This window comes from Streptomyces sp. RGM 3693 (assembly GCF_050471125.1).
Lineage (GTDB): Bacteria > Actinomycetota > Actinomycetes > Streptomycetales > Streptomycetaceae > Streptomyces.
The window spans coordinates 2,002,007-2,019,348 of record NZ_JBMPPQ010000002.1; the positions used below are offsets into that span (position 1 = coordinate 2,002,007).

The 17,342-nt window shown below is 73.5% G+C and carries 17 protein-coding genes and 1 riboswitch; of the genes, 6 read left to right on the plus strand and 11 right to left on the minus strand.

Annotation, left to right across the window (positions count from 1 at the left end):
* Positions 1-140 precede the first annotated feature (140 nt).
* Entirely contained in the window at positions 141-350 is a 210-nt protein-coding gene (locus tag ACO0M4_RS26255) for a hypothetical protein (protein ID WP_430373364.1), read from the plus strand.
* A 63-nt stretch (positions 351-413) separates the two neighbouring features.
* On the opposite strand, the gene ACO0M4_RS26260 is transcribed toward ACO0M4_RS26255, so the two are convergent.
* Complete coding sequence (locus ACO0M4_RS26260; protein ID WP_430373365.1) at positions 414-1,481, minus strand: nuclease-related domain-containing protein; 1,068 nt, start codon at positions 1,479-1,481, stop codon at positions 414-416.
* Positions 1,482-2,084: 603 nt separating this feature from the next.
* On the opposite strand from ACO0M4_RS26260, the gene ACO0M4_RS26265 reads away from it, so the two are divergent.
* Both ACO0M4_RS26265 and ACO0M4_RS26270 read left to right on the plus strand, forming a co-directional pair.
* Positions 2,085-2,636, plus strand: coding sequence for a DoxX family protein (locus ACO0M4_RS26265; RefSeq protein ID WP_430373366.1), 552 nt, complete (start codon positions 2,085-2,087; stop codon positions 2,634-2,636).
* Positions 2,637-2,801: 165 nt separating this feature from the next.
* Positions 2,802-3,302, plus strand: a complete 501-nt coding sequence (locus ACO0M4_RS26270) for a VOC family protein (RefSeq protein WP_430373367.1) — start codon at positions 2,802-2,804, stop codon at positions 3,300-3,302.
* Between the two features lie 88 nt (positions 3,303-3,390).
* On the opposite strand, the gene ACO0M4_RS26275 is transcribed toward ACO0M4_RS26270, so the two are convergent.
* The 4 genes from ACO0M4_RS26275 to ACO0M4_RS26290 all read right to left on the minus strand — a co-directional run bounded on the left by ACO0M4_RS26275 (position 3,391) and on the right by ACO0M4_RS26290 (position 7,323).
* Positions 3,391-4,590, minus strand: a complete 1,200-nt coding sequence (locus tag ACO0M4_RS26275) for a HoxN/HupN/NixA family nickel/cobalt transporter (protein ID WP_430373941.1) — start codon at positions 4,588-4,590, stop codon at positions 3,391-3,393.
* Between the two features lie 31 nt (positions 4,591-4,621).
* Positions 4,622-4,835, minus strand: a riboswitch (cobalamin riboswitch).
* A 70-nt stretch (positions 4,836-4,905) separates the two neighbouring features.
* Positions 4,906-5,754 carry an alpha/beta fold hydrolase gene (locus ACO0M4_RS26280; RefSeq protein WP_430373368.1) on the minus strand — a complete coding sequence of 283 codons (849 nt, stop codon included), beginning with the start codon at positions 5,752-5,754 and terminating at the stop codon, positions 4,906-4,908.
* Positions 5,751-6,473, minus strand: coding sequence for a MarR family winged helix-turn-helix transcriptional regulator (locus ACO0M4_RS26285; protein WP_430373369.1), 723 nt, complete (start codon positions 6,471-6,473; stop codon positions 5,751-5,753). The genes ACO0M4_RS26280 and ACO0M4_RS26285 overlap by 4 nt, the downstream gene beginning before the upstream one ends.
* Positions 6,474-6,666: 193 nt before the next feature.
* Positions 6,667-7,323: a nucleoside/nucleotide kinase family protein gene (locus tag ACO0M4_RS26290; RefSeq protein WP_430373370.1), complete on the minus strand. Its 657-nt coding sequence runs from the start codon at positions 7,321-7,323 to the stop codon at positions 6,667-6,669.
* 106 nt (positions 7,324-7,429) lie between these two features.
* Here ACO0M4_RS26290 and ACO0M4_RS26295 point away from each other — a divergent pair, with 106 nt between their 5' ends.
* Positions 7,430-8,005, plus strand: coding sequence for a TetR/AcrR family transcriptional regulator (locus ACO0M4_RS26295; RefSeq protein WP_430373371.1), 576 nt, complete (start codon positions 7,430-7,432; stop codon positions 8,003-8,005).
* 161 nt (positions 8,006-8,166) lie between these two features.
* Here ACO0M4_RS26295 and ACO0M4_RS26300 read toward each other — a convergent pair whose 3' ends face one another.
* Positions 8,167-9,330, minus strand: coding sequence for a methyltransferase (locus ACO0M4_RS26300; RefSeq protein WP_430373372.1), 1,164 nt, complete (start codon positions 9,328-9,330; stop codon positions 8,167-8,169).
* 316 nt (positions 9,331-9,646) lie between these two features.
* Here ACO0M4_RS26300 and ACO0M4_RS26305 point away from each other — a divergent pair, with 316 nt between their 5' ends.
* Positions 9,647-10,585: a universal stress protein gene (locus ACO0M4_RS26305; protein ID WP_430373373.1), complete on the plus strand. Its 939-nt coding sequence runs from the start codon at positions 9,647-9,649 to the stop codon at positions 10,583-10,585.
* A gap of 34 nt (positions 10,586-10,619) precedes the next feature.
* Here the strand turns inward: ACO0M4_RS26305 and ACO0M4_RS26310 are convergent, their stop codons facing one another.
* The 3 genes from ACO0M4_RS26310 to ACO0M4_RS26320 form a co-directional block, all read right to left on the minus strand.
* Complete coding sequence (locus ACO0M4_RS26310; protein ID WP_430373374.1) at positions 10,620-11,258, minus strand: DedA family protein; 639 nt, start codon at positions 11,256-11,258, stop codon at positions 10,620-10,622.
* Between the two features lie 143 nt (positions 11,259-11,401).
* Positions 11,402-11,866 carry a DoxX family protein gene (locus ACO0M4_RS26315; protein ID WP_430373375.1) on the minus strand — a complete coding sequence of 155 codons (465 nt, stop codon included), beginning with the start codon at positions 11,864-11,866 and terminating at the stop codon, positions 11,402-11,404.
* Positions 11,867-11,987: 121 nt separating this feature from the next.
* Positions 11,988-13,928, minus strand: a complete 1,941-nt coding sequence (locus ACO0M4_RS26320) for an FAD/NAD(P)-binding protein (RefSeq protein WP_430373376.1) — start codon at positions 13,926-13,928, stop codon at positions 11,988-11,990.
* 322 nt (positions 13,929-14,250) lie between these two features.
* On the opposite strand from ACO0M4_RS26320, the gene ACO0M4_RS26325 reads away from it, so the two are divergent.
* On the plus strand, positions 14,251-14,997 hold the full coding sequence (locus ACO0M4_RS26325) for an ABC transporter permease (RefSeq protein WP_430373942.1): 747 nt from the start codon (positions 14,251-14,253) through the stop codon (positions 14,995-14,997).
* A 126-nt stretch (positions 14,998-15,123) separates the two neighbouring features.
* Here the strand turns inward: ACO0M4_RS26325 and ACO0M4_RS26330 are convergent, their stop codons facing one another.
* Both ACO0M4_RS26330 and ACO0M4_RS26335 read right to left on the minus strand, forming a co-directional pair.
* The gene (locus ACO0M4_RS26330; RefSeq protein WP_430373377.1) at positions 15,124-15,786 is read right to left on the minus strand and encodes an HAD-IA family hydrolase; all 663 of its coding nucleotides are present in this window, start codon (positions 15,784-15,786) and stop codon (positions 15,124-15,126) included.
* Between the two features lie 246 nt (positions 15,787-16,032).
* Entirely contained in the window at positions 16,033-17,061 is a 1,029-nt protein-coding gene (locus tag ACO0M4_RS26335) for a peptidoglycan-binding domain-containing protein (RefSeq protein ID WP_430373378.1), read from the minus strand.
* Positions 17,062-17,342 lie beyond the last annotated feature (281 nt).

A 17,342-nucleotide genomic window follows, 5' to 3' on the forward strand; every position in this document is an offset into this window, starting at 1 on the left:
GGCGGCGCGGCGTGCGGACCGTTCGGTGAAGGCGGGGCGCGGCGCTCAGTCGTAGTCTGGGCTGGTGGCGGCTGCGCTCTGGGGAAGTGGGTCGGCCAACGGTTGTTGACGTGCTTGTCGGGCAGGCGCACTCTGGGTTCATGGACGAGCGCCCGCTCGTGGTGGTGCACCCGCCGTCGCACAGCGGTGGCCGGAGGGTGACGGTGAACGCTGAAACCCTGGGGACGGCGTACGAGCCCGGTTGCATCGTCGAATTCCTGTCCCGTGCCGGGCTTGACCCGGACCCGGTGTGGTCCGACGACCAAACGTTGATCGAGTGGCGCGGCGGTGGACGGGACGTATGGGCCTGAGTGCCCACTCGGGGACGCTCGGAGTAGCCGTTGCGGGGTGCGCCGCGCGAGGTCGTCGAGAGGTCAGCGCGACCGATTCCTTCGTCGGCTGGTGAGCCATACCTGCCGGTGCCGCGCGACTGCGTAGATCGAGGCCACCTGGCCGGCTGACAAGACGTGGGGCCGGGCGGCCAAGGTGTGATCGATGGTGGCGCCGTCAATCACCAGTACGCGCGGATCGTGTGCGTCGATCTTGATCGACTGTGCGCCCACCACCCCGATGACCGGCTGAACGGGTACGTCCCGCCCGCACCAGTAGCGAAGCAGTTCCGCGGTCCTCGTCGCTTCGGACGTGCTGTTGCGCAGGTGGTCCGTACTGCCGCCGTTGACCCGCAGCATCACGTCGCCGACCCACACGCTCGCGCCTGCGTGGTGTTTGGCGTTGACGGTGAAGACGCCAGACGGGCCGATGGCCAGGTGGTCGATGTCGCTTCCCCGTGGCCACTTGATCCCGTGCAGGATGCGCCAACCGGCCGGAGTCAACCGCTCAAGGGCGGTCCCCACGGCCAACTCGCCCGCGAGGCCGCTCCGGATGCGTTCGGGTACGAGGGTCCCTCGCGTCAGGCGAGAGGCGATGCGGACGAGCTTGCTGTGTTCCAACTCCGCGGCGCGGGCCATCTCTTGCAGGGCGGCGCCCGGGCGGTTCGCTGCCAGATCGTCGCCCGGCGTCAGCGTGGGAAGCGGCGGAACGGCCATCGCCTGCGGAGGTTGAGAGACCTGACGGGTTGGTGGGGCCTGGCGGGCCGGCGGTGGGGCCGGTGGGGTCTGAGGGGGCGGTGGAGCCTGGCGGGCCGGTGGGGGAGAGGCTTGTGGTGGGTTCGGTGGGTTCGGTGCGGGCGGGCGGGTGCTCTTGTGTTGTGGTGAACCGTCCTGGTGCCGAAGCCACTCCGTGATCTTCGTCGAGGCGGCCTCCCGCACCTCTTCGACGAGCACGTTCAGCTCACCGGTGATGCAGTCGTACCAGGCAACGGCCTCGCCCTTCGGGCCGGGGCGATTCACGTAGAGCCGGTCCTTGCCGCCCTTCCGCCAACGCTTGACCACCAATTCGTCCACGGCGCTCCCCCCGAAGCCGATCATCCGTATCGAGGTCACCACGGAACGTGAGACCGCGCAAGACGGCCTGATTGGCCATGCAGGATCAGTCGCCCAGTCGCCCAGTTGCCCACCCCGTCACCTCGTCACTCCGTCGAACCGTCCAACTCGACGACGCCGGGCGGGGTGTTGTGAGCTCAGCTTGGCCGAGCATTCGACGGTGACCGGCACGGGTGATGACGAGAGTGCCAGGCTTCGGGTGCCTGGTGTTCGGCGGCGATCTCTCCGTGGCGCGGGCCGGCGAGGTGGGGGGCGTGCTCCGTACCCATTCGCAGCATGTGATCGATCTCGACTGCGTCCGGCGGCACCGGGAGCGTCGGCGGCAGTGGCCGTCCGTACCTCCGTGCCTCTGTACCTCCGTGCCTCCGTACCTCTGTACTTCCGTGCCTCCGCGCTCCGTGCCGGGCGGCTGGTGGTGGCTGGTGGGCCCCCGATCGGTGGCGATTGGGGGCCTTTGGTGTTTCCGGGGTGATGTGTATGGTGGATGGTGACTTGAACTTTCAAGTAAATCGTCCAGCAGTGATCAACCGGTGGCGCGACCGGCCGGTTCGCCACGCGGTGCAGTCGGTCCGACACCCGGTTCAGAGGGAATGAGCGTTTGTCATGACAACCCCCCACAGCACGTTCGGAGCCGATCGCGCCGGTGCCGCGGTGCGGTTCGCCCCTTCTCTGCACGGCTATGACGTCGGGCTGCTCCTGCTGCGGCTGGTCCTCGGGCTGACCATGGCGGCGCACGGCGGCCAGAAGCTGTTCGGCTGGTTCGGCGGTCCGGGCCTGGACGGCACCGGGAAGTTCTTCGAGGCGAGTGGTTATCCGTCGGGCAAGGTGATGGCCCTGTGCGCCGGGCTCACCGAGACGCTGGGCGGGCTCGGGCTGGTGCTCGGGCTGCTGACGCCGCTCGCCGGCGCGGCTGTGGTCGGCGCGATGATCAATGCGCTGGCGGTGAAGTGGGGCGGCGGCTTCTTCGCGCCCCAGGGCGTGGAGTACGAGCTGCTGATCACCACCGGGGCGGCCGCGCTGGCGCTGACCGGGCCCGGCCGCTACGCCGTCGACCGCTTCCTGCCCGGGTTGCGTGCGCACCGGTTGGCGTACGGGGCGGCCGCGCTGGTTCTGAGCGTGGTGCTCGCGGCGATTGTGCTGCTGCTCCGGAAGTGAGTCCGGGCACCCTCCGGGGCGCGCGGACGCGAATCCGGCGCGGCGACCTCAGGGAAACGATCGGCGAATCGGCCGGCGAATCGACCGGGAATCGGCCAGAGGAACGGTCAGAGGAACGGCCGGGCAACGGCCAGGCAGCGACGTGAAGGAAGACGGGAGGCTTTGATGTCCGTACGGCGGCTCAATCATGCGGTGTTGTACATCCGTGAGGTGGCACGGTCGGTGGCGTTCTACACCGAGGTGTTGGGGTTCACGGTGGACGTGGAGATTCCGGGGCGGGCGGCCTTCCTGAGCGCGCCCGGTTCGGACAACGACCACGACCTGGGGCTGTTCGCGGTGGGGCCGGACGCGCCCGGGCCGGAGAGCGGCCGGATCGGGCTCTACCACCTGGCCTGGGAGGTCGGGACGCTCGGCGACCTCTCGGCGATCGCGGCGCAGCTGCGGGAGCGGGGCGCGCTGGTCGGCGCCACCGACCACCTGGTCTCCAAGTCGCTCTACGCCCGGGACCCGGACGGGAACGAGTTCGAGGTGATGTGGCGGGTGCCCCAGGAGGACTGGCCGGGGGCGGACGAGCCGGACCGGCTGCGGCCGCTCGACCTGGCGGCGGCGCTGGAGCGTTGGGGTCCGGACCTGCTGACGGGCGCGGCGGCCGGCTCGGCCACCTGAGGCGCCGCCCGGGTGCGACCTGTTCGTGTGCCGCGGCCCTCCCCGCCGGGTGGTGGGGAGGGCCGCAGGCATGCGTGGGAGTTTGTCCCTAGGGGGTGTCGGTGCCGTCCGCGCGGGGGGCCGGGACGGTGCCCTGGGCCGGCGGTGCCTGCTGGGCCCGGGCGGCCCAGCGCTTCTCGACGCCGCCCAGTCGCCAGTACGCCAGTGCCGCCGCCCACACCACGACGAACACGCCGACGATGATGAAGCCCACGTTGTCCAGGTTGAGGGCGGAGATCCCGGCCGTCAGCGGGTCGTCGAGGCCGAGCTTGTCGTGCAGCACGGTCACCAGCTCGATGGTGCCGATGAGGAACGCGACCGCGATCGACAGCCCGGTGATGGTGAGGTTGTAGTAGACCTTGCGCACCGGGTTGGCGAACGCCCACTGGTACGCGAAGTTCATGAAGGTGCCGTCGAGGGTGTCGAACAGGCTCATCCCGGCGGCGAACAGCAGCGGCAGGCACAGGACCGCGTACCAGGGCAGGCCCGCCGCGGCGCCGCTGCCCGCCATCACCATCAGCGTCACCTCGGTCGCGGTGTCGAAGCCGACTCCGAAGAGGAACCCCAGGGGGTACATCTGGCCGGGGCGGCTGATGGACTTGGTGAGCCGGCCGAGGATCCGGTTCATGAAGCCCCGGGAATCCAGGTGCGCCTCCAGCTCCTGCTCGTCGTACGCGCCCGACCGCATCGCCCGGAACACCTTCAGGATGCCGATCAGGGCGACCAGGTTGAGGGCGGCGATGAGGTAGAGGAAGGTGCCGGAGACGGTCGTGCCGACGAGGCCGAGCGTCTGGTGCGTACGGGAGTTGTCGTTCATCAGCGCGCCGGCGAGCTGGGCGCCGCCCGCCACCAGCGCGGCCATCACGACGACCACGCTGGAGTGGCCGAGGGCGAACCAGAAGCCCACCGAGACCGGCCGCTTGCCGTCGGCCATCAGCTTGCGGGTGGTGTTGTCGATCGCCGCGATGTGGTCGGCGTCGAAGGCGTGCCGCATGCCCAGGGTGTATGCGGTGATGCCGAGTCCGGCGCCGAACACCTGGCTGCCGACCGTGTAGTGGCCCGGCACGACGAGCAGGAAGAGCACGCCGAAGGCGACGACGTGCAGTGCGGCGATCACGGCCATCAGGCCCGCCGTGCGGACGGTGTCACGGCGCTGCCAGCGGAACGATCCGGTGGAGCCCGTTATGCCGATAAGGGAGGAATTGCGGGGAGAAGGGGAATTACCCGGGGAATCAGTGGACAGGGCCATCCGGCCATCACGCTCCAGCACCTCGTGGATCACTTCGTGAGATGCCGTGGCCGGTCTCCTGGCTTACGGGTGCACGCGTCCACCCCGCCTTCCCGGCCGCAGGCTGCGGTCAGTGGCGCCGTACGCGCGCTGGGCGCGTACGGAGAGGGGTGGAAACTCCCCGATCACAGTGGCGAGGGCCGCGCCGGCTTGGGACACGAGGTCCAGCACCGGTCTTCCCGAACACCACGGCCCGGTCACTCTAGCGGGCACCGGTGAGAACAGGCCACGCGCGGTGCCTGGTGCGGGCGGCGACCGGGCGCCGGGCGGGTCGGGTCAGAGGGCCAGGGACGACAGGAAGGTGTGCAACTCCTGGTCGAAGAGCGGGGTGTTCTCCAGGTTGACCATGTGACCCGCGGCCGGCACGCGTATGCGGCGGGCGCCGGGGACGTGCAGCGCTATGGCATGGGCGTTCGCGGAGATGTCGGAGGAGTCGAGGTCGCCGTCGAGGACGGTGGTCGGCACCCGGATCTCGCCCAGGCGGTCGAAGGCGCCGACCTCCAAGGGCATGCCCGGGCCCGCGTCGTCGGCGTGCACCTCGACATTGGCGGACGCGGAGGCGCGCATCCGCTCCCGGAAGCCGGGGTGGACGGCGGACGGCGCGCGGTGCGGACCGTCCACCCACATCCGCAGGAAGTGCTCCACATAGCGCTCGGCGCCGTCCGGTTCGCCGATCGCGGCGACCTGTTCCCGGATGTGTTCCAGGAGGAAGGGGTCGGTGAAGGCGCGGCCGCTGATTCCGGGGGAGGCGAGGAAGAGGGCCGTGACCCGGGCCGGGTGGGCGAGGGCGGTGTCCAGTGCGACCCGGGCGCCGTGCGAGAGGCCGACGAGGACGGCGCGCGGTATGTCGAGTGCGTCCAGCAGGGTCGCCAGGTCGTCGTGGTTGGCCCAGTCGCCGGTCACCGTGGAGGAGAGGCCGTGACCGCGGGCGTCGTAACGGACCACCCGCAGGCCGGAGTTGACCAGCCAGGCGAACTGCTCGTCCCACATGTGCTGGTCGAGCATCCCGTCGTGCAGCAGTATCACCGCGGGCCCCGAGCCGGCCGTCTCGTAGAACAGCTCGCCGTCGTCGACCGGAACGGTGTCGTTGTCGATCTCGGACCAGGCCTGGAAGTCGTGCGTCATTCTGCGGGCCGTTCTGTGCGCGTCGGGCGGTCGGTCGGACGGGCGGATGCCGGCGGGCGGTGCCCGATTGCGGGCGGTATCACGTCCTGTGCGGCGTCCAGGTGGGCGGCGTCCCGCTTTTCGGGATTGCCGGTTTCCTCCGGGGGAACGCGCGAGCCGTCCGCCAAGTGCCGGAATTCCTCACCGAGCCGATCCAGGACCCGCAGTGCCGTACGGACCTCCCCGGTCGACAGGTCGGTCAGGCTGCGCCGGAGCTCCGCCGCCTCGGCTTCCCGGATCCCGTGCACCACCGCCGTGCCCTCGTCGGTGAGTCGGATCAGCGAGGAGCGGCGGTGCGCGGGATTGGGGACCGTCACGACCAGGCCCAGCTCCGCCGCGTGGTTCACCCAGCGCTGCACCGGCTGCCGGTCCAGGTCCAAGGAGCGCGCCAACTGCGGGACGGTGCGCGGGCCGTGGGCGCGCAGCGCGTCGAGCAGGGTGCGCTCGCCGGCGGTCAGGCCGGTGCCTTCGAGCTCGCGCTCCGTCGCGCGCACGATCGTCCGGTGCAGCGGCCGCAGTCGCCGGATGACGTCGTACAGCAGCTCTTCGGCGGCCGCTGCACCCCCGTCGATGTCCCCGGCCAAGTCCCCCTCCAAGGCCCTGTTCACGCCCTCGCCCGTGCCCTCGCCCTCGCCCGCGCCCATGCCCTCGCTCACGTCCCCCTCCGCAGCCCCGTTCATTTCCCCCTCCGTGCCCCTGCCCCGGCTACATCCCCTTGATGACACTCACGCTGTCATGATGACATTCATGATGTCGTTTTGGAAGGGGTGTTGACGCTCGATGGGGAGAGGAGAGGTGAGGGGGAGCGCCGCGGGGGGGAGCGGAGCGGGAAGGGGCAGGGGGACGAGGGGATGCGGGGACGAGGGGACGGGGTCAGTCGTCCAGTGGGGAAGGGGCCTCGTCGGTGGTAAAGGAGACGACGAGGTCGGCCCGGGGGCGGGTGGCCGCCACGAGGCGGGCGTTGGCCTCGTCGGAGGTGCGGACGAAGTCCTCGGCGTCGACCCGCAGGCGGCCGAACCGCTCGTGTCGGTCGATCAGCCGCCGTACCCGTTCCTGGGCGTCCAGCTCCATGTACCACGCCTCGTCGAGTAGTTCACGGATCCCTGCCCAGGGGTCGGAGTGCAGCAGGAGGTAGTTGCCCTCGGTGATGACGAGCGGGATGTGCGGCGCCACCGGGATGCTGCCGGCGACCGGCTCCTCGATGCGGCGGTCGAAGGCCGGCGCGTAGACGGGCGTGCCGGGTTCGGGGGAGCGCAGACGGGTCAGCAGGGCCGCGTAGCCGGCGGGGTCGAAGGTGTCCGGCGCGCCCTTGCGCTCCGTACGGCCCAGGCGGCGCAACTCCGCCTTGGCGAGGTGGAAGCCGTCCATCGGGACGAGCGCGGCCTGGCCGGTCAGCTCCGCCGCCAGCCGGGCGGCGAGGGTGGACTTTCCGGCGCCCGGCGGCCCGGCGATGCCGAGCAGCCGGCGCCGGCCGGGCGTCGCGGAAGCGGCGAGCCGGCGGGCACGGGCCACGAGGTCGTCGAGGTTCATGATGGGACCATCGTGCCTGATGGGCCGGGGTGTCCGCCGGGTGGTCGGGGCGGCCCGGCGGCCGGCGTCCGATTCCGCCCGGTGTGCGGCCAGTAGCATCGGCGGTGTGTCCCCCTCCTCCACCCCTTCCGCCCCACAGCGCCGGCCGCGGGCCGACGCCGAACGCAATCGCGGCCTTGTGCTGGACGCCGCCCGGGAGGTGTTCCGGGCGCGCGGCGACGAGGCGCAGATGCCCGAGATCGCCCGTGCCGCGGGCGTCGGGGTCGGGACGGTCTACCGGCACTTCCCCAACCGGGCCGCACTGATCGCCGCCGTCGGGGAGCAACGGCAGGCGGAGATCGTGGAGTTCGGGCGCGGCCGCTGTCTGGCCTGCCCGACCGCGGCCGAGGGGCTGGCCGCCTACCTCACGCACATCGGGGAGGTGCTCGACGCCGAGCGCGGGCTGTCCGCGGCCATCGAGGCGGCGTTCGGCTCCACCGAGCCGGGCGGGGAGGGGCGGGAGCGCGCCGAGGAGGTCGCCGCCCAACTCCTGGCCCGCGGCAAGGAGGAGGGTACGGTCCGGGCGGACGCCGAGGTCACGGACGTGGTGATGGCGGTGTGCGGGCTGGCCGCGGTGATCCGGAACGGCGCCGGGGACTGGCGCCGCTATGTGCGCACCGTCTGCGCCGGGCTGCGGCCGTAGGACCGGTCCGACTCGGTCGGTCCGACATGACCAGTCCGAAATGACCGGTTCGACGCGCCCGGTTCGACGCGGCGCGTCCGGCCGGTCGGCGTGCCGCCGCGACCCCGAGTCGGGACCCGAGCCCCGGTCCCCGGCCGCTACTCCGCTACTCCGCTACTCCGCTAAGCTGCCGCGCCCAGCCGCCACAACGACGTGACCTCCGCGGCGCGGGCCACGTGCAGCGGGTCGGAGGTGTCCCGGGCGCGCGGGTGGCGGGGGGCGATGTCGAGCCGGTCGAGGACGGTGAGACCGCCCTCGGCGAATGCGGCGAGGAGTTCGGCGCGCGAGCGCAGACCGAGGTGTTCGGCCAGGTCGGAGAGGATCAGCCAGCCCTCGCCGCCCGGGGTCAGATGGTCGGCGAGACCGGCCAGGAAGCCGTGCAGCATCCGGTTGCCGGGGTCGTAGACCGCGTGTTCCACGGGCGAGGTCGGCTTGGCGGGGACCCACGGGGGGTTGCAGACGACGAGCGGGGCGCGGCCGGCCGGGAAGAGGTCGGCCGCGACGATCTCCACCTGGTCCGCGACGCCCAGCCGGGCGGTGTTCTCCCGGGCGCAGGCCAGGGCGCGCGGATCCTGGTCGGTGGCCACGACCCGCCGCACGCCGCGGCGTGCCAGGACCGAGGCCAGGACGCCGGTGCCGGTGCCGATGTCGAAGGCCAGGCCCCGGTCGGGCAGCGGGGCCTCGGCGACCAGGTCGACGTATTCGCCGCGGGCCGGGGAGAAGACGCCGTAGTGGGGGTGGATCCGGTCGCCGCCGAGGGCCGGGATCTCCACGCCCTTGCGGCGCCATTCGTTGGCGCCGATCACGCCGAGCAGTTCCCGCAGGGACAGCAGGACGGCGGTGTCGCCGGAGGCGCCGGCGGGCAGCTCGGTCTCGTCCGGCGGGCCGTAGGCGCGGGTGCACGCCTCGCGGACGTCGGGGGCGCGGTGCAACGGGACGGCCAGTTCGGCGTCGAGGGGGACCAGCAGCATGCCGAGGATGCGGGCGCGCTGGTTTTGGGCGGCGCGGTGCAGGTGGAACGCCTGGGTGACGTCGGCGGGTGGCGCCTTCTGCGGGCGGCGGTCGACCCGGCGGGCCAGCGCGGTGAGCAACTGGCGGGCGTTGTGGAAGTCGCCGCGCCACAGCAGCGCGGTGCCCTCGCAGGCGAGCCGGTACGCCTCGTCGGCCCGGGTGCGGTCGTTCGCGAGGGCGATCCGGCGGGGTGGCCGGGCGCCGTTCTCGGAATGCCAATGGGCGGTACGGACCTGGTCGTCCTCGGTCCATTCGACGACCGGGGGGTGGTTCACCGCAGTGTGCCTCGCGTCAGTGGTTCGGATCCGCGCCCGGGGCGGGAGGGGGCGGGGTGATGACGTTCGACTCTACTCCGTGCCGGGGGTGGGACCTTCGTCCCTGTGTCCCCCACGGGTGCCGGGGCAGGATGAAGGTGAGCCGGTCAAAAGCCGTCCAGTGCGGTCAGATCGGGTCTTATGGCAGTGCAAGCAGATGTACCGGGTGTATGCGGACGTACGGACGACGGGCGCCGGAGGGCCGGTGTGCGGAGACGTACACCGGAGCCGTACACCGGCGTACGTCGGTGCAACGGGTTCATGGGTGGAGGCATGTATGGGCACCTTGCCGGTCATCGTCGGCGTGGACGGATCCCCGGACAGCGAGCGGGCGTTGCGTTGGGCGGCGGACGCGGCCCGGGCGCGGTCGGCGCCGCTCCGGGTCGTGCACGTGTGGCCGTACGCCACCGCGGAGCGGGCCGCGGCCGGTGAGCAGGGCGGTGACCGGGTGCTGGCCGGCCTCCGGGACCGGCCGTTCCTGGCGGAGCTGCCGGACGTGGAGTTCCGCGGGCTGAGCGGACTGGCCGACACCCAGCTGCCGGCGCTCGGCGCCGAGGGGCAGCTGCTCGTCCTGGGCTCGCGCGGCCGCGGCGGCTTCGCCAGCCTGCTGCTCGGCTCCAACGGGCTGGCCTGCGCCGCCCGGTCCGCCTGCCCGGTCGTGGTGGTGCCGCGCCCGGACCGCGCCGGCACGGAGCGGGGCCCGGACGGCGAGGCGGTGCCGCCGGCCGTCCGGCAGGTGACCCTGGGCGTGGACGCGTCCTCCGACGAGCCCGCCGCGATCGGCTTCGCGTTCGCCGAGGCCGCCCGGCGGGGCGCCCGCCTCCGGGTCGTCTCCGGCTACACCTGGCCGATGCTGCTGCCGCCCGCCTTCGAGTACGCGGCGGTCTACGAGTCCACGCAGCCGGAGTACGAGGACGCGCTCGGCGTCCAGCTGGTGGACGCGCTCGCGCCGCACCGGGTCCGGCACCCCGGGGTCGAGGTGGCGGTGCAGCTGCGCGCCGAGGACGCCGCGGGGCAGCTGGTGGCCGCGTCCGCCGGGAGCGACCTGGTCGTGGTGGCCCGGCATCGGCGCCGGTTGCCGGTCGGCCCGCGGCTGGGTTCGGTGGCGCACGCGGTGCTGCTGCACGCGGTCTGTCCGGTCGCCGTGGTGCCGGAGACCACGACCGAGGACGGTGGCGGGGGCGGCGACGGCGGCGCGGAGGGCGACGGTTCGTAGGCCGGTCCCGGGACGTGCGGCGGGCGGTCGCCGGTCAGTGCGCCGCGGTCTCCCGCTGCGGGCGCCGCATGACGTAGGCGGCCACCGAACCGGCGATGAAGAGCGCGAGGACGGAGAGGGCGGTGCTCACCCACGACGTGCCGAGCCAGTGGCCGCCGAAGTAGCCCAGGCTGACGCTGTACGCGGCCCAGGCCAGGCCGGCCAGCGCCGACCAGGGGAGGAACTCGCGGACCGTCCGGTGGGCCACCCCGGCGCCTAGGCTGACCACGGAGCGGCCGGCGGGCGCGAAGCGGGCCAGCACCACGATGCCGCCGCCGCCTCGGGTGAGCGCCGCGCCCAGCCGCTGCTGGGCCGCGGACAGTCGCCGGGAGCGGCTGATGGCGCGGTCGAAGCGGTCGCCGCCGCGCCAGGCCAGCCGGTAGGCGACCAGGTCGCCGAGGACCGATGCGGTGGCCGCGCAGAGGACGAGGGAGCCCATTTCGGCCAGGTGGTTCCCGCTCTGGACGGAGGCGGCTACGTCGGCGGCGGGGCCGGAGCCGGCGGCCGTGGTGGCCGCGGTGATCACCAGGACCCCGCTCGGCAGGATCGGGACGAAGACGTCGAGGACGACCGAGAGGCCGACGACCACATATACCCAGGGGGTGCCGCTGAGCGACCCCAGGCTTTCCACCAACGTCTTGCTCCCGGTCCGGACCCCGCCGCGACGTCGCTCGGCGCGGCAGGGGCGGCACTACGGCTATACAGCGTACGCCCGGCCCGAACGGCCGAACGGGCCGGGGCGGGGAAGCGGTCCCGCCCCGGCCCTCACCGAACGCGTCAGACGACGCTCGCCGCGGGCTCGGCGACGGGCGCCTGCTCCTGCTCCGAGCCGCCGAAGAAGAGCCGGTCCAACGCCCAGGAGCCGGGGCCGGTGAAGACGATCAGCAGGAAGGCCCAGCAGAACATCGCGGCTGCCTCGCCGCCGTTCTGTATCGGCCACAGGCCGTGGGGCTGGTGCATCGAGAAGTAGGCGTAGGCCATCGAGCCGGAGCTGATGAACGCCGCCGCGCGGGTGCCCAGGCCCAGCAGCACCAGGATGCCGCCGGCCAGCTGGATGACCGCGGCGTACCAGCCGGGCCAGGTGCCGGTCGGGAGGGAGTGGCCGGTGCCCATCGCGCCGCCGAGCACGCCGAACAGCGACGCCGCCCCGTGGCAGGCGAAGAGCAGGCCGACGACGATGCGGAACAGCGCCAGTGCGTGCGGGGTCGATTTCTGGGTGAGGGAGCTCAAGGGAGCGGACATGCGGTGACTCCTAGGTCTTCGGGGACGGACGGCCGCGGGGGACAGCGCGACCGCCGGAGTCCTGTAGATTAGGGCCACCTAACTAATGCTTGCAAGTTCAACATTCCGCGCGTAGCGGGAGCTATTGGTCCGAACCAATGAGATTTGAGGCGGCCTTTGCGGCACGCAGTGCCGCCCGCGCCACCGCGTCGGTATCGGCCAACGTGACCGAACCCACCCCCGGGCGCGCCCCCGCGGCTGTCACCCAGTGCACCCCTTCCGTCGGCACCCCCACCGCGAACCGCCGCGGATGCGGCCGGCCGTCGGCCCCGATGACGTGGTACGGGCTCGGCGACACGTCCAGGCCGCCGGTCTCGTACCCGTCCGCGGTGTGCGGCCGGCAACCGCCGTCCGCCAGCAAGCGGGCCAGCAGCGCATCCCCGGTCCGCCGCAGGTCCGGCTCCGGGAGTCGGGCCTCTATCAGGGTCTCCGCGGTGATCCGCGACCCCGGGACGGCCGGGGAGTGCGCCGTGAAACCGGGCGCCGCGCCGTCCGCGCCCGCCACCTGGACCTCCATGCCGGGACCGACCACCTCCAGCACCCCCGCCTCGATGAGCGCCGCCAGCTCCGCTATCCGGCGACGCGGCGGCCCGATGGACAGGAACGCGTTCAGCGGGGTGTACCAGCGGTCCACGTGGTCGCGGCGGGACGCGCCCGCCAGCCCGCCGTGGTCGACGATCTGCCGCAGCTCGTTCCGCAGGTCCCGCAGCACGTCCAGGGCCGCCTTGATGGGGCCGGTCACATTGCCCTGCCGGGCGTGCGCGACGTCCGCCCGGAGGTGGTCCAACAGCCAGGCACGGAACGCGGACCGGTCGGCGAACGGCCCGTCCGGGTACGGCCGGGCGAGTCGGTCCCAGTCCCAGCGGTCCGCGGGCCCCAGGCCGAAGGCGTCGAGGGCCGCGGCCTCCTCGGGGCTGCGGTGCGCGCTGCCCAGGAAGCGCTCCCGGAAGTGGTCTCGGAAGCGGTCCCGCTCGGCGTCGGTCGGGCCGCCGCGGGCGACGGCGCGGCGCGCCAGCAGCGCCTCGTAGTAGACCGCCTCCACCTCCTTGGCCACCAGCGGCCAGACCTCCACCAGGAAGTCCGGCGGGTCGCCGGAGTCCGCCCGCTTGCGGAACGCCGCGATCACGTCCGCGGTGAGCAGCAGCGGCAGGTGACGGCCGTGCGCGCCCTTCGCGTTGTCGCCCCGCGCGTGGTACGGGACGCCGCGCCGGGAGCCCGCGTACAGCCGCGGCTCGCGACCCGAGGGCCGGTACGTCAGGGTGCCGCCGGGGCCGCGGACGAACCGGCCGCCGCGGCCCGAGGTCAGCAGCGCCACGTGGTCGAAGAAGTTCAGCCCGAGACCGCGCAGCAGCACCGGGCGGCCCGCGGGCAGTGCCGCCAACTCGGCGGTGAGGTCGGCGGGGTTGGCGGGCGGCAGGTAGTGCAGCCCGTGGGCGGCGGCGTGATCGGCCAGGTGCCGCTGCCCGGCGTCCGGGCGGGCCGGCAGATGGCCCTGGGCCAGCACCACGGCGCCCAGCCCGGGCAGCGTCCGACCGTCGTCGAGGGTGAGCGTCTGGGTGCCGTCGGCGGCCTCGGTCAGTCGCACCGCGCGGGCCCGGTGCGGGACGACGGTCACCCCTTCCGGGGCGGTCCGCACCGTGTGCCGGAACACCCACTCCAGATAGCGGCCGTACAGCGCGCGCCCCGGATAGTCGTCCGGTCCGACGTCGCACCCCGCCCAGTCGTACAGGCTCGGCCCGGGGCGGATCGGCCCCGCGCACTCCACGCTGGCGTCGGTGAACAGGGTGACCTGGGACGCCACCGTGTTCATCAACAGGTCGGCGGGTTGGTCGGGGCGCCATACCTGGCCGGCGCCGGGCGGTGCCGGGTCGATGACGTGCACGGTCAGCCGGGTGCCCGGCGCCAGCCCGGCGGCCGAGGCGCAGATCCGCTCCAGGACACTCGTCCCACGCGGCCCCGCCCCGACGACGGCGAGGCTGGCGGCGGGGCGGTCGGAGCGGTCGGCGGGGTGGGCGGCGGCCAAGAGTGGCTCTCCCTGGGGCGGCGGACGGCCGGCGCGCGGGAGAGCGTGCCGGCCATCAGGGGGCGGATGACGGCGAATGTGCGCCCCATCATCACCGTCCGGTGCGCCGGCGCGGCACCCGGGTGGGCAAAAAATCAGCCGGATTCGCAGGTGGGCGGGGTGCCGGCGCCGGCGAACCCGCGCAAATCCGGCCGCGACGTACCGGCGCCCCGCCCCGCCGACTCAGCAGCCGGCGAGGATCTTCGTGGTGCCGGCGCTCGGCGCTCGGCGTCCGGCGCTCGGCGCCTGGGAGGGTCCGCACCCGCCCGCCTACAGTGAGCGGGTGCTGCTGCCGGTCAACCCCACCCTCGGGATCGTCCTCGCCGTCCTCCTGCTCGCCGCCGTGGCCGCCGCCGCGCTGGCCCACCTCGGCCACGCCCGCGCGATCGCCCTCGCCGGCCTGCGCGCGGCGGCCCAACTCGCCGCCGTCTCCTACCTCATCGGCTGGGTCGTGCACGCCCTGCCCTGGCTGCTGAGCTTCCTGGTCCTGATGTTCACGGTGGCGGTCCGCACGGCGGGCCGCCGGATCACCGCCAACCGCACCTGGTGGTGGGCCGCGGCGCCGATCGCCGCCGGCGTCCTGCCGGTCGTCGGGGTGCTGCTGCTCACCGGCCTGGTGCCGCCGCGCGGCCTCACCCTGATCCCGATCACCGGCATCCTCATCGGCGGCGCACTGACCGCCACCGTCCTCGGGGGACGCCGGGCGCTGGACGAACTGGAGCTGCGGCGTGGGGAGTTCGAGGCGGGACTGGCGCTCGGGCTGCCGGACCGGGAGGCGCGGATGGAGGTGGCCCGGCCCGCCGCGTCGGACGCCCTGCTGCCGGGTCTCGACCAGACCCGGACGGTCGGGCTGGTCACCCTCCCCGGGGCGTTCGTCGGCATGCTGCTGGGCGGCGCCTCACCCGTACAGGCCGGCGCGGTCCAACTGTTCGTCCTGGTCGCGCTGCTGGCCGTACAGGCGGTCTCGTGCGCGGTGGTACTGGAACTGATCGCCCGCGGACGGATCCACCGCACGCCGACGCCACGCTGACCGCCCGCTACGCGGCAGGGCCGAGGTCCGGCCACGAGGCCCGGCTTACGAGGTCCGGCCATGAGATGCGGCCCATGAGGTCCGGCCCATGAGGTCCGGCCCACGAGATGCGGCCCGGCTAGCGGCTCAGGCTGTGATCCGGACGGCGATCCCGCCGTCCACCAGCGCCTCGACGCGGACCTGGGTGAGGTCGCGGACGTGCGCGGTGGGTGCGAACCGGGCGGCCCGGTCGCCGACCCCGACGACCCGCATCCCGGCGGCCCGGCCGGCCTCGATACCCGCCTCGGAGTCCTCGAAGACCAGGCAGTCCTCGGGCGCGAAGCCCAGCTCGGCGGCGCCCTTGAGGAAGCCCTCCGGGTCCGGCTTGCTGGCGCTCACGCTCTCCGCGGTGATCCGCACGTCCGGCATGGGCAGCGCGGCCGCGCGCATCCGGGCCTCGGCCAGCGCGCTGTCGGCGGAGGTCACCAGGGCGTGCGGCAGCCGGGCGAGGGCGGCCATGAACGCGGGCGCACCGGCCACCGGCACCACGCCCTCGACGTCGGCGGTCTCCTGCTCCAGCATCCGCCGGTTGTCGACCAGGTTCAGCTCCATCGGGCGGTCCGGCAGCAGCGCCGCCATGGTGGCCCAGCCCTGCCGCCCGTGGACGACCTGGAGCACGTCCTCCGCCGGGAGCCCCTGCTCGGCCGCCCAGCGCCGCCAACAGCGCTCCACGACGGCCTCGGAGTTCACGATCGTTGAGTCCATGTCCAGTAGCAGGGCGCGGGCTATGAGCGTGGTGGTGGCCGTCATCGGCGGGCTCCTGGGCGCGGTGGGGCTGGCAGCTGCACTGTCAGGACGGGCGGGAGAACACAAGCGGTCCCGCCCGCCGGTCAGGGAGTGCGGGCGGAACCACTTTGTTTTTTCACGATACAAAACAGTTCGGGTCGCCGACAACCACCCACCGCCCCAAACGGCATGGCATTCGTCACGGTCCGGGGGGCATGTCACGCTCCGGAGGCGCACGAGGCGCATCAGGTGTATGAGGTGCACGTCCGCTCACGGCTGCTGGGTGCGCGCCTCCAGGGACGCGCGGGTCACGGGACCGTAGACGCCGTCCGGATCGCCCCTTACCCCGTAGGTCCGTTGATAGCGCGCCACCGCCTCCCGTACCGGCGCGCCGTACTGGCCGTCCGCCGCCCCCGTATAGAGGGCCACCTGCCGCAGCCGCCCCTGGAGCTCGGTCACCTCGGGACCGCTGGATCCCTCACGGAGCACGATCGGCCCGCTGGGCGGCGCGCTGGGAGAGGCGTCGCCGGTGGGGACCGCGACGCTGCCGGAGGCCCGTACCGGGGGCGGCGGAGGGGTGGCGGCCGGCGATCGGGGCGGGTGGGTGGTCGCCCCGGGGCTCCTGGAGCGCGAGGTGGCGGGGGAGGGGCGGTCGGGGGTCGGCGTGGAGCTGGCGGGGCCGGTGGCGGTCGGGATCGCGGCGGTGGGGGCGACGGTGCCGCCGTCCGGGGGCGCCGCCCGGTCGCGGTCGCCGCCCTGGAGTGCCCCGGTGCCGAGCATGATCGCGGCGGCGGCCACGGCGGCACCGGTGACGGCCAGTAAGGCCGGCCGGGCACGGCGCCGCCCCGCCGATGCGGGTGGGTCGAACGGGGCCGCCCCGGAGGAGCGAGAGGAGTGAAAGGTCCTGGAGGCCGGACCGGTGGGGTGTGGGACTCGGTGGACCGCGGCGTCCACTCCAGGTAAGTCCTCCAGTGCGTCCCGCCGCCCCCATCCGCCGCCGCCAACGCCCGAGCCGCCGCCAACGACCGGGCCATCGCCATCGCATTCGCCCTCGCCAGGGCCACCGCCGCCGCGCCCGTAGCCGATGTCGGGGCCGGCGCCCCCCTTCTCGCCCTCGCCCCCCTTCTCGCCCCCGCCCCCGCCGTCGTCCGGTCGGCCGTCCCGGTCCGGCAGGGAGACGTACGGCCGTATGCGCAGCGGATCGAAGTCGTCCGCCTCGGTCGCCGCGCACAGGCAGGTCGGCCGGCCGTCCCCGCGTACCGGGGCGAAGCAGTGTGGGCAGGTGGATGCTGCCGTCACGAAGGGTCCCCTCTCTGGAGGCGCGAACCGGCAGCCGATTATGCAGAGCGTCCGCCGTCCCCGCAGGCGCTCCGCGACATCCGCCCGACGTCTCCCGGTACCGCCCGCCCTGTCCCCCCGCCTCGGGCCCGCGTCCTCCCGCTCCAGGCCCGTTTCCCCGCACCCGGCCCGTCCCGCCGTCCCCGGGGCGGCAGCCGGCCCCGACCGCTCAGCGGGCCATATCGGGTGGAAACGCCCACGATGGAGTGAAGGCCCGGAAGGCCGAGAACACCACCCGGACC

Coding starts and splice junctions, on each gene's coding strand:
- ACO0M4_RS26255 (WP_430373364.1), top strand. CDS start 141: ATGGACGAGCGCCCGCTCGTGGTGGTGCACCCGCCGTCGCACAGCGGT.
- ACO0M4_RS26265 (WP_430373366.1), top strand. CDS start 2,085: ATGACAACCCCCCACAGCACGTTCGGAGCCGATCGCGCCGGTGCCGCG.
- ACO0M4_RS26270 (WP_430373367.1), top strand. CDS start 2,802: ATGTCCGTACGGCGGCTCAATCATGCGGTGTTGTACATCCGTGAGGTG.
- ACO0M4_RS26275 (WP_430373941.1), bottom strand. CDS start 4,590: ATGGCCCTGTCCACTGATTCCCCGGGTAATTCCCCTTCTCCCCGCAAT.
- ACO0M4_RS26280 (WP_430373368.1), bottom strand. CDS start 5,754: ATGACGCACGACTTCCAGGCCTGGTCCGAGATCGACAACGACACCGTT.
- ACO0M4_RS26285 (WP_430373369.1), bottom strand. CDS start 6,473: ATGAACGGGGCTGCGGAGGGGGACGTGAGCGAGGGCATGGGCGCGGGC.
- ACO0M4_RS26290 (WP_430373370.1), bottom strand. CDS start 7,323: ATGAACCTCGACGACCTCGTGGCCCGTGCCCGCCGGCTCGCCGCTTCC.
- ACO0M4_RS26305 (WP_430373373.1), top strand. CDS start 9,647: ATGGGCACCTTGCCGGTCATCGTCGGCGTGGACGGATCCCCGGACAGC.
- ACO0M4_RS26315 (WP_430373375.1), bottom strand. CDS start 11,866: ATGTCCGCTCCCTTGAGCTCCCTCACCCAGAAATCGACCCCGCACGCA.
- ACO0M4_RS26330 (WP_430373377.1), bottom strand. CDS start 15,786: ATGACGGCCACCACCACGCTCATAGCCCGCGCCCTGCTACTGGACATG.